This is a genomic window from Pseudomonas sp. HLMP, assembly GCF_046365545.1.
In the GTDB taxonomy this organism is placed as follows: Bacteria; Pseudomonadota; Gammaproteobacteria; order Pseudomonadales; family Pseudomonadaceae; genus Aquipseudomonas; species Aquipseudomonas guariconensis_B.
Genome location: NZ_JBDLLR010000001.1, coordinates 3,324,023 through 3,336,654, shown reverse-complemented (window position 1 = coordinate 3,336,654; position 12,632 = coordinate 3,324,023). Strand labels below are relative to the sequence as shown.

The window sequence follows — 12,632 nt, the reverse complement described above, 5'->3', positions numbered from 1 at the left end:
GCGATCGGAAAACATCGAAAAAGAACACTGTGCCCGCATGATCCAGACTAGGAGCGTCAAGCGGACCGGCACAGGACCCAAGCGGACCATGGCAAGCGAAAAAAACACCGGCACCACCAGCCCGAAGGAACTCCTGGATGTGTTGATACGGGCGGGCCTGATCGTCGTCCTGGCGGTGTTCTGCTACCAGATCTTCCACCCCTTCCTGAGCGTCATGCTCTGGGCCGTGATCCTGGCGGTCACGCTGAGCCCGCTCAATGCCCGCCTCGCCAGGCTGCTTGGTGTTTCCCTGGGCAAGGCCGCGATCCTGGTGGTACTGCTGATCCTGCTGTGTCTCATGGTCCCCTTGGGTTTTCTCGGCGAATCCATGGCCAGCTCGGTGCAGGCCGCCCTGCGCTCGGTCCACGAATGGAACCTCGCCATCCCGCCACCCAATGAGAGCGTGCAGGCGTGGCCACTGATCGGTGAGCCGCTGTTTCGCATCTGGTTGCACGCCTCCGAGGACCTGTCGTGGGCCTTCCAGCAAGCCGCCCCGCACCTGAAGGACCTGAGCCGCCTGGTCCTGCTCAAGCTGGCCGGCGTCGGCAGCGGGGTCCTGGTGTTCGTCCTGGCACTGATCATCGCCGGCCTGTTCCTGGCCAACAGCGAGCACAGCGCCCGCAGGGCCGTGGCCATCTCCCAGCGGGTGTTCACCCCCGAGCGCGGCGCCGAGCTGGCCAGCCTGTGCGCCGCCACCATCCGTGCAGTGGCCCAGGGCGTGGTCGGGATCGCGTTCATCCAGATGCTGCTGGTCGGTGTCGGCCTGGTGGTGATGGGCGTCCCTGGTGCCGGGCTGCTGGCCTTGCTGGTGCTGTTGCTCGGCATCATGCAACTGCCGGTGCTGCTGGTCACCCTGCCCATCGTCATCTATGTGATCAGCCAGGATGGGGTCAGCGCCGCGACCATCATCTTCACCGTCTGGACCATCGCGGCGGGGCTGTCGGATAACGTGCTCAAGCCCTTGATGCTCGGCCGCGGCGTTTCCGTGCCCATGCCCGTGGTATTGATCGGCGCCCTGGGCGGCATGATCAGCAACGGCTTCATCGGGCTGTTCATCGGCCCCGTGGTCCTGGCTGTCGGCTATGAACTGTTCAATTCCTGGGTGGGGCAGACGCCGGTCGCCCCGCCGACTGTCGCCACCCCGCCGGCTGCCGAGCTGGCCGAGCCCCGCTCGAGCGAACACTGATCTGGCCGAAGCACCTGGGGCTCGCCATCGGCACAGGCCGCCCCTTCTTTCTGGATGGGTTACGAAATGGACATTGGACGCAACGCAAAGGTCTTCCGCCCGCACAGCCAGGTCTTGGCCCTGGAGCCCAGGATCCTGTTCGATGGCGCCGCTGCAAGCGCCGCTGCCGACCAGCAGCACCATGACAGCGGCGACACCCCGCAGGTGGACGCCACCCCGGCGCCCGCCGGCCAGCGGGCGACCAATGGCCAGGCAGCGGCCCCGGCGCAGACCCTGGTGGTGCTCGACAGCCGCGTGGAAAACCGCGAGCAACTGACCGCCGGCCTTGGCGCCGGTACCGTCACCCTGGTGGTCGACAGCGGCCAGGATGCCCTGGCGGCCATCAGTGCGGCGCTTGCCCAACTGGGCAAGGTCGACTCGATCCAGGTGTTCTCCCACGGCGCGTCCGGGCAGTTCACCCTGGGCAACCAGACCTTCAGCGCCGCCAACCTCGACCCGTTCGGCAGCACCCTTGGCCAGTGGCAGGCAACGCTCAACACCGGTGCCGACATCCAGCTCTATGGCTGCGACATCGGTGCCGGCGCTGCCGGCCAGGCCCTGGTGGATCGCCTGGCGCAGTGGACCGGCGCCGACGTCGGTGCCTCCAGCAATGCCACCGGCAGCCGCGCCGCAGGTGGCGACTGGGCGCTGGAGGTGCGCAACGGCGACATCGACAAGCGCATCGCCCTTTCCGTCACCAGCCTGGAGCAGTTCCAGGGCCTGCTGGCCGATGCCGCGCCGACAACCAGCATCAGCATGCCCGGCAGCGACGTGCTGATCGGCGATACCTTCACCTTCGAGGTGAGCCTGCGCAATGCCGCCAGCCAGGTCGGCTACGCCCCCTATGTCGATCTGTTCCTGCCGAGCACCGGCAAGGACGGTGACGACGGCATCAGCTTCGTCGGGGCCACGTACCTGGGCCAGGCGATCAACAGCCATGTGATCACCTTCGACGCCGCCGGCAACGCCACCCACCCGCTGGCCAAGGGCGCCGACGGCCAACCTCTGGTGATCAGCGCCGCCAGCGTGGGCATGCGCCCGGGCGACCAGCTCGTGGTTCTGCAAATTCCTTATGCCAGCGTGTCCCAGGACCAGCCGGACATCACCCTGCAGGTCACTGCGCGCCTGAGCGACCTGGCCGACACCAGCAACACCAATGGCAGCCCTACCCTGACCATCAATGCCCGTGCAGGCTTCGAGTACGGCAACGACTCGCTGAACAACCCCACCGTCGACCCCAGCCTGGTGGAGGCCGCCCTGCATGCCCTGGTGGTCAACCCCACCCTGGTGGAACTGACCCAGAACCTGGACATGACCGAAGGCGAAACCGCCACCGGCCCCAATTTCACCCACGACCAGACCGTCACCGTCACCCCAGCGAACGGCCAGACCCTGCATGACGTGGTCGTCACCCAGGACATACCGGACCAGGTGCAGGTCACGGCGATCACCCCCGGACCAGGCGGAACCCTGACCTCCATCACCTTGCGCAACGGCACCGTGCTGACCAACCCGACGTTGATCGCCGCGGCGATCGACAGCGATAGCGTATTCATCACCTCCTACAGCGTCACCTACGCCACCCTCAGCGTACCCGCCACGTCCACGGTGACCTTCTATGTCCCCGAGATTGGCGGCGCGGGCACTGCGGTACTCGACCCGAACACCGGCAACCCGGTGACCATCAACTTCGGTACCCCCACCGCCACCGGGGAATGGACCCCGCTGGACCCTCGCGATATCACGCCACCGGCCACCGAGGTGGACTTCACCGCCACCGGCGACGGCAGCGGTGCCCAGTTCGTCGCCAAGTCCATCACCCTGCAAAAGCACGCGGTGCTGCAGACCGACACCGGCACCACCGGCCTGAGCCCGGGCGATACCCTGCGCTATGTGCTCGACGTGGCGCTGTCTGACTATTTCGCCTTCGGCAGCAACATCCTGCAGAACGGTCAGTTCAGCATCGTCGACACCGTCGCTGACGGCCAGGTGATCAGCGGCCCACTGACCATGACGGTGAGCCAGGACGGTGCCAGTGGCACAATCGAGCTCGTCTACACCCAGACGACGAACGCCGATGGCACCACCACGCTGGTGATCGACATCGCCGAGTCCCTGCGCCGGGCCTCCGATACCTTCGGCGCCCTGTTCGGCGACCTGGCCTTCGACACCACCCGTACCGCGGCCACCACCGCGGTGATCAGCTACAACACGCTGATCAGCCAGGCCTATGTCGGCAACCACCCGCCACACCCTGACATCAACGAGGGCGACAGCGTCGGCAACGACGCCACCCTGACCGCTACCGTGCTGCTCGATGCGGTGAACCAGGGCAGCGACCAGAGCGACGGCTCCAGTAGCCTCAGCACGGTGCCCACCAGCCAGGTCGATATCGATATCTTGCGTGTCAACGGCACCACACCACCGAGCAACGGCGAGATACGCCCCGGCGACCTGGTGACCTTCCAGCTGTCCTACGACCTGGTCACCGGCGACTACGAGAACTTCCAGCTCACGGCCTACCTGCCCCTGCCGCTACTGGATGTCAGTGGCCTGACCTGGAGCATCGGCAATGGTGTCGGCCAGTGGAGCTTCGGCCCTGGCGACAGCGCCCCGTCGCGGGCGGTCACGGTGTCCAGCGGACCCGGCAACTCGGTGGTGTTCGACTTCGGTGAGTACGCCATCGACCAGATCGTCGGTGGGCGCATCGAGCTGACCTTCACCCTGCGCGTAGGCGACCAGCCCTTCGCCGACCAGCGCTCGCTGGATGTGCTGGCCCAGTCCAGCCAGACCACCACCCTCGACAAGACGCCCCTGCTGAGCTCGGACGTGGCCGTGGTGGTCTCGGTCGCTGAACCAGTGCTGGACATCCGCCACGGCGTGGTCTCCAGCAGCAACGGTACGGTCACCGGCACCAGCGGCAGCTGGGCCCCGCCCGGCAGCAGCGGCCTACCCTTCACCGGCACCCTCAGCGACCTGTCGGCCATCGATGGCAATGTCAGCGGGATCGATGGCGGTGACCTGCTGCGCCTGGCCACGGCCATCGAAAACAGCGGTGGCGGCGGCGCCTACGACGTGGTGACCCGCATTACCCTCCCCCCTGACCTGGCCTTCGTCGGCGGCAGCCTGGCGGCCGCCAACCTGCAGATCTACCGAGGCGACGGCACTCTGTTGCGCCTGGGCGTGGACTACAGCGTCACTGGCAACCAGATCACCTTCCTCGATGCCGATGCCCAGCCCACCTTGCTGCCCGGGCGCACGGGCACGACCGCCGACAGCAGTGGCCAGAACATCGTCGTCATCACCTACGACGTCACCGTCAACGCCAATGTCGCCGCCAGCCGCACCCTGAGCAGCACGGCTACGCTGAGCAACTATGCCAGCGTCGAGGGCGGCACCGACTTCACCCCCGTGGACCTGAGCGAAATCGCCAACCAGCAGGTGGCCGCACCGGTGATCAGCAAGACCTTCGCGGGCGGCAGCCTGGACAACGGCGACTCCAGCGCCAGCCATACCAGCGGCAGCGACCTGGTGGTCGGCGAGAGCATGCTCTACGACATCATCGTCCGGCTGCCGGAGGGCAGCACGCACAACCTCAGCATCGACGACCTGATCCCCCCGGGCATGCGCCTGGACACCACGTTCAACGACAACCTGGGCTACCTGCAGATCCTCACGGCGGCTGCAAGCGGTGGCAGCCTGAGCCAGGACTTCGCCGGCAACGTGGTCATCAGCGGCATCAGTGGGGTCGGTGGGACCCTGGGCGCCGATGGCGTCGATGCGCGCTTCACCTTCAGCGTGTTCGCCACCAGCGCCGACAACGACACCGGCAACAACGCCTTCATCATCCGCGTGCGCCTGGTCGCCAGCAACGAGATCGGCAACCAGGCCAACCGGTCGCTGCAGAACAGCGCCAACCTGCATTACCAGGATATCGACGGCGACGTAGCCAACGGCGGAACCGCCGTGGACCGCCAGGTCAACCTCAGCGGTGGCGCGCCCACCGTCACCCTTCGCGAACCGACCCTGCAGATCACCCAGACCATCGACACCACGCCCGACTTCGGCGGCTTTGACGAAGGCGACGTGATCGACTTCACCATCACCCTTCGCAACGGCAATGGCGCCAACGACTACAACGCCTACGACATCAGCTTCCTCGACAACCTGCCCAGCGAGCTCGATGGCGTGAGCTTGACCAGCGTCCTCTACCAGGGCGCTACCAACAACGGCGGCCCGGACTTTATCATCCAGGGCGGCCAACTGCTGAGCGCCTCCGGTGCCAACATCGACATCGCCAAGGGCGGCAGCATCGTCCTGCACCTGCGCGGGACCGTGAACGCCTCGGCAGCAGGCGAGGCAGCCTTCGCCAATGATGCCCAGGTGCGCTGGAGCAGCCTCGATGGGGCCAACGCCGGTGAGCGCAGCGGGGCCGATGGCGTGCTCAACGGCGGCACGCTGAACGACTACCGCCTGGACTCCACCCTGCTGTTCCCGGTCAGCAATGGCATCCGCATCTCCCACGTCGGGGGGCTGCCGGACACCCCGCCACCGGTCGACACCAGCGGCACCACGAACACCGCCGGCATCAGCGAGAATGTCGCGGTGGGCGAAGTGATCCGCTACCGCGTGGCCGTACTGGTGCCCACCGGCGATAACCCCAACTACCAGATCCGTATCGAACTGGACGCCGGGCTGGCGTTCATCCCCGCCGAGCTCAACAACATCCTGATCGCCCTGGTGTCCGACTCGCTCAATGGCCTTGCCACCGATGCCGACCTCGTCAGCGGCGGCAGCATCTGGATGCCGGGCGACCAGAACAGCGCGGTGGCCCAGCCCCTCGATGCCAACCTCAGCGGCATCGCGCCCAGCGGCATCTTCGATGGCAATTCGACCAACCTGAACATCGTCACCCATGCCGATGGCAGCCAGACGGTGACCTTCAACCTGGGCAACCTCACCAACACCGAGACCACCGACGACAACATCGAAGGCGTGATCCTCGAATTCAACGTGCGCGTCACCAACGTGGCCGCCAACCAGAACGGCGCCGCCCTCGGCATACAGGCCTTCGAGCATGTGGGGCTGCCCGGCCAGGACGTCGATCGCGGCAAGAGCGACATTCTTTTCGAGCACGTGGTGGAACCCGGCTTCACCGGCCTGGACAAGCAGGTCATCGACATCCAGCCCGGTGTCGACAGCACCACCGCCACCGTCTCCGTGCGTTTCACCCAGAACGGCGAGGTGCCGGCCTACAACGTCCACCTGCAGGACCAGTTCCCCGATGGCAGCGACTACCAGGTACAGAGCCTGCTGATCAATGGCACGGCGGTGGACCTGGCCAACCTGCCGGACGGGATCGGCATCAGCACCAGCGGCGCCCTGTCGGTCGACTTCGATCGCCTGGCGGTCGGCGACCAGGTGCAGGTGATCTACCGCGTCACGGTCCCCAACACCGTGGTGCCCGATAACGCCGCCAGTGCCGCGGTCCTGACCTGGACCAGCCTGCCGAGCAGCTTCGAGACCGGCGGCTGGGGCGGCTCGCTGCCCGGCAGTGCCGGCAGCGCCGACGGCGAGCGCACCGGGCAGGATGGCGGTGCGGGGCTGAACAACTACATCCTCAGCGAAGGCGCCGGCCTGGGCCTGGTGCAAGGCACGCTGTGGAACGACACCGACTCGGCGACCGACAGCATCACCCCCGATGGCCCCGGCCTCGGCGGGCAGAGCGTGCAACTGACCTGGGCCGGTGCCGATGGCCTCTTCGGTAGCGCCGACGACCGCATCTTCACCACCCTGACCGACAGCTCCGGTCGCTACCAGTTCGCCCTGCTGCCAGCCGGCAACTACCTGGTCGTGGTTCCGCCCGCGTTCCAGCTCGCGGCCGACAACCGTTTCCAGGTGCGCATCGACAGCGACACCGGCACCAATGCCAGCGGCCTGGGCGCTGTCAGCGTCACCCTGGCCGAGGGCGCCGTCGGCACGGCCGATGCCGGTTACGTGCACCTGAACGAGGCACCGATCAATACCCTCCCCGAGCAACGTGGCCAGGAGGATACCGTGCTGCACCTGGCCGGCCTGGCCGTGACCGACCCGGATGCCGGCAGCGGCATCTTGTCCGTCACGCTGACGGTCCAGCACGGCGTGCTATGGCAGACCGCCACCCCACCCGGGCCGAACGACACGCCTCCCGGCGGAGCCAGCAGCAGCCTGACCCTCACCGGCACCCTGTCACAGCTCAACACCTGGCTGGCGCAGGTCTATTACAAGGGCAACCAGGACTTCAACAGCGCCCGTACCAGCGAAACCCTGACCATGGTCACCAACGACCATGGCAACGCGGGCGATGCCGACGGTGACGGCATCCCCGGGCAGGACCCGCAGGATGCGCTGAGCGACAGCGACTCGGTAGTGCTGGTGATCGACCCGGTGAACGATACCCCCATCGCCCTCCCCGATGTCGCCACGGCCATCGAGGCAGGTGGCACGAACAACCAGACGCCCGGCAACAACCCCACCGGCAACGTGCTGAACAACGACAGCGATGTCGATATCGCCACCAACGACGATGTCATCAAGGTGATCAGTGCCGGGCTGCAGGGCGGTCTGCAACAGGCGGTGCCGGACGACGGCGAGATACAGATCGTCGGTGCCCATGGCGTGCTGATCATTTCCGCCTCCGGCGGTACCACCTACATCGTCGACAACGACGACCCCGAGGTACAGGCCTTGCGCCTTTCCGGCAACACCCTGCAGGAAGTCTTCACCTACACCATCGGCGACCTGGCGGGCGCCACCAGCATCGCCACCCTCACCATCACCCTGCAAGGCGCCAACGACGCCCCGGTGGCAGAGAACGATGTCGGCCAGGCGGTCGAAGCCGGGGGCATCGACAACGGCACGCCTGGCAGCGACGCCACCGGCAACGTCCTGGCCAACGACAGCGATGTCGACCAGTTCGGCGAGACCCGGACGGTCACCGGTATCCGCGCCCTGCGCGAAAGCGCCAGCGGTAGCATCGTCGAGGTCACCCGCGACGCGCCGGTGGTCATCGACGGCACCTATGGCAGCCTGACCATCAATGCCGATGGCAGTTACACCTATGTGGTGAACAACGACAACACAGCGGTGCAGCGCCTTGGCGCCGAAGACCAGTTGTTCGAATACTTCACCTACCGGGTCACCGACGCGGGCAACCTCAGCGACCTGGCCGAACTGCGCATCACCATCGACGGCGCCTACGACAACCCCGTGGCCAGCGACGACCAGGCCGTGGCCCAGGCCGGCGCCACCAATGACCCGACCCTGGAAAGCAACCCCAGCGGCAACGTGATCCTCTTTCCCAGCCGGCCGGGAAACATCGACCAGCCTGGCGGCAATGGCGTGGACACCGACGTCGACCGTATCGACCGCCCCAGCACCCAGTTGCGCGTCACCGGCATCAGTTCGGCGACCGAACTCTCCAACCCCGGCATGACCGCAGTGGCGGCCGGTACCGACGCCAGCAACGGCACCGTGATCCTGGCGACCTACGCGCAGCAGAATGGCATCCAGGTCACCGACCCGAACGCCTTCGGCAGCCTGACCATCGGTGCCAACGGCGCCTTCACCTTCGATGTCAACAGCGACAACGCCACGATCCAGGGGTTGAACGCCGGGCAAACCCTGCAAGTGATCTACACCTACGAGATCACCGACAGCGAAGGCCTCACCGACCGCGCCCAGCTGGTCATCACCATCCATGGCGTCAACGATCCACCCGTGGCGCAGATCGTGGTGGGCCGTGCCGTGGAACAAGGCGGCGTGAACAACCAGTTGCCCGGTATCGACCCCAGCGGCGACGTGACCCGCACGGCGGTAGACCCCGATGGCGACCCGATCGACGTGGCGTTCATCGGCACAGGTACGACGCCGCCGGGCACGCCGGTCGACGGCGCCACCACGCTGCAAGGCCAGTACGGCATCCTGACCATCAACCCCGACGGCACCTACGACTATGTGCTCGACAACGACAACCCCGAGGTGCAAGGGCTGCGCAGCGATAGCGACCACCTGATCGACACCTTCAGCTACATCCTCAGCGACGGCCAGGGCGGTTTCTCCACACCGGCGTTCCTGTTCATCCTCATCGACGGCCAGAACGACAATCCGGTGGCCGCGGATGACAGCGCAACAGCGATAGAGGCCGGCGGCAGCCAGAACAACCAGCCCGGGACCGACCCAAGCGGTAACGTGCTGACCAATGACCAGGATGTGGATTTCGTCGCCAACGGCGAAACCAGCGCCGTCAGCGCCGTGCGCACCGGTGCCGAGAACGGCGGTGGCACGGCCGGCAGCCTCGGTGTCGAGCTGCGCGGTACCTATGGCTGGCTGACCCTCAATACCGATGGCAGCTACCGCTACCGCCTGGACAACGACAACCCGAACGTGCAGGCACTGCGCACGAGTGCCGATACCCTGGTCGACACCTTCACCTACACCGTGATCGATGCCGCCCTGGCCACCGACCAGGCCACCCTGCGCATCACCATCACCGGTGCCAACGACACCCCGGTGGCACGCGACGACAGCGCCACGGCTGTCGAAGCCGGTGGCGTGGCCAACGGTACCCCCGGCAGCAACGCCAGCGGCAATGTACTGGGCAACGACACCGACGTGGACGCCGGCGACGCGCTCAGTGTGACCGGGTTCCGCCAAGGCCTGGGCATTGGTACCGTCGGCCAGGCCTTCACCACCAACTATGGCACCTTGACGCTGAACGCCGACGGCAGCTTCAGCTATATCCTCGACAACGACAATCCGTTGGTCCAGGCACTGCGCACCGCCGGCGACACGCTGCAAGAGCAGTTCGTCTATACCCTTCGCGACCTTTCCGGGGCCACGGCCACCGCCACCCTGACCATCACCCTACAGGGTCGCAACGACAACCCCGTGGCCGTGAATGACCGTGCCGACGCCACCGAGCGCGGGGGGACCGCCAACGGCATGCCAGGGGTCGACCCCAGCGGCAACGTGCTGGGCAACGACACCGACGTGGACGCCGGCGACAGCAAGCAGGTCGATGCCATCCGCACGGGCACCGAGGCAACCGGTGGTACTTTCACCGGTGTCAGCGGCAGCCAGGTGGTCAATGGCCAGTATGGCGTGCTGACCCTCAACGCCAACGGCGACTACAGCTACCAGGTGAACAACCTCGATGCCCGGGTGCAAGCCCTCAAGGCCGGCGAGACGCTGGTCGAGACCTTCACCTACCGGATGCGCGACAGCGCCGGGGCCACCGACATCGCCCAGCTCACCATCACCCTGCACGGTGCCTACGACGCGCCCGTGGCCAACGATGATCTGGCCCTGGCCCTGGCGGCCAAACCGAACATCAACAATGGCTTCGACCCCAGCGGCAACGTGCTGGGCAACGACACCGACGTGGACGCCGGCGACAGCAAGCAGGTCAGCGGCATCCGCAGTGGCCAGGAGCAAACCGGCGGCACGCTGACGGAGGTCGATGCCGGCACCGACAACAGCAACGGCACCCTCATCGATGGTCTCTACGGGCAGTTGATCATCGGTGCAGATGGCAGCTTCACTTACCGTGTCGACAATAACAACCCGGTGGTGCAGGCACTGGGGCTGCTGGAAACCCTCGACGACTACTTCACCTACGAGGTCCGTGACGGCGGCGGCCTGGTCGACCTGGCGCAGCTCCACGTCGTGGTCTTCGCCCTGAACTCGCCGCCCGATGCCAACCCGGACACCGCCCAAGCGCTCGAGGCTGGCGGCCTTGACAACGCGACCCCAGGGGTCGATCCCAGCGGCAACGTGCTGGGCAACGACATCGACGCCGAAGGCGACTCGATGACGGTGGTCGAGATCCGCACCGGCGCCGACCCCAGCGGCCCCCCCGATGGTGTGCCTGGGCAGCCGCTCAAGGGCCAGTACGGCACCCTGGTGCTCAATGCCGATGGCCGCTGGCACTACCAGCTGGACAACGATAACCCGGCCGTGCAGGCCCTGCGCACCGGCGCTCAGACCCTGACGGACGTATTCACCTACGTCGTCGAGGACCGCTGGACCTCCACGGCCAGCACGCAACTGGTGATCGTCATCCGTGGCGCCAACGACACCCCCGTCGCACAAGACGACGCGGCCATCGCCGTCGAGGCCGGTGGCGTGGCCAACACCCGCCCCGGCGTCGACCCGACCGGCAACGTCCTGGACAACGACCAGGACGTGGACAGCGTGGCCAACGGCGAAACCCGCCAGGTCTTGCGCGTGAGCAGCGAAACCGGGCAATCGGTGGCGGCTGGCGCACTGCTGCAGGGGCGCTATGGCACCCTGCGGCTCAACGCCGATGGCAGCTACCGCTACGAAGTGAACAATGCCGACCCGCGTGTGCAGGCCCTGCGCAGTGCTGGGGAAACCCTGCGCGAGGTCTTCACCTACCAGATGCGCGATACCGCCGGCGCGACCTCCTCGGCTCGGCTGAGCGTGACCGTGCAGGGCGCCGATGACAACCCGGTGGCGCGCGACGACAGCAATGTCGCCAGTGACCAGGTCCAGGCGCCGCAGACCCGTGGCAATGTCCTGCCCAATGACAGCGACGTCGACAACGGCGACCGCCTGACCGTGGTCGGCGTGCGCACGGGTGCCGAAGCGGCCAGCGGTACCCAGGGCGCCATCGGCCAGGTACTGGCCGGGCGCTACGGTTTCCTCACGCTCAATGCCGATGGCAGCTACACCTACACCATCGACCAGCGCAACCCGCAGGTTCTCGCCGCGGCTGGCCTGGGCCAGGTCCTGCAGGACCTCTTCACCTACACCATCGCCGACCGGGCCGGGGCCACCGACCAGGCGCAACTGACCATCACCCTGGACATCGCCTCGCCCTACATTCCACCGGGGCCTTATCGGGACCTCGACGCCGGGCGCCAACCCTTCGTAGAGCCGTTGCTGGACTTCGAGCCGGCCGTGTACGTGGAACCGGAGATCCGCCGCATCGAACTGGTACGCCAGCAGATCATCCGTGGTGCCAACGGCAATGCCGCAAGCCTGTTCGCCACGCCGGAAATCAGCTCCAGCATCGCCGCCGACCTGGGCCTGGTGCCGGGGCAGTTCGTGGCGGCCGCCGTTGCCGAAAGCCGGCAGATGAGCGAGTTCGACGCCCTGTGGGTGCAGGGCCGCAATGGGGTGACCGGCCTGAGCGCCGACGGCTTGCTCAGCGACCCGTCGCTGTGGGCCCCGCTGCCCAGCGACCTGGTGCCGAGGACCGACCGACCGCAGACCGCTCCCGGCCTGCGCGCGCAGCTGCAAGAGGCCGCACAGCGCCGAGGACAGCCCCAGTGAACAACCCGAAACGACCACGCGTAAATCAAGG

At 66.8% G+C, this 12,632-nt stretch carries 2 protein-coding genes; both read left to right on the top strand.

Going from position 1 to position 12,632, the window contains the following annotated elements; all coding sequences use genetic code 11:
- The first annotated feature begins 88 nt into the window (after positions 1-88).
- Entirely contained in the window at positions 89-1,225 is a 1,137-nt protein-coding gene (locus ABFA30_RS15500) for an AI-2E family transporter (RefSeq protein WP_368816271.1), read from the top strand.
- Positions 1,226-1,291: 66 nt separating this feature from the next.
- Complete coding sequence (locus tag ABFA30_RS15495; protein ID WP_410045644.1) at positions 1,292-12,601, top strand: VCBS domain-containing protein; 11,310 nt, start codon at positions 1,292-1,294, stop codon at positions 12,599-12,601.
- The last annotated feature ends 31 nt before the right edge of the window (positions 12,602-12,632 follow it).

What these genes read in the sequence shown, in the direction of transcription:
- ABFA30_RS15500 (WP_368816271.1), top strand. Translation starts at nt 89, where the DNA reads ATGGCAAGCGAAAAAAACACCGGCACCACCAGCCCGAAGGAACTCCTG.
- ABFA30_RS15495 (WP_410045644.1), top strand. Translation starts at nt 1,292, where the DNA reads ATGGACATTGGACGCAACGCAAAGGTCTTCCGCCCGCACAGCCAGGTC.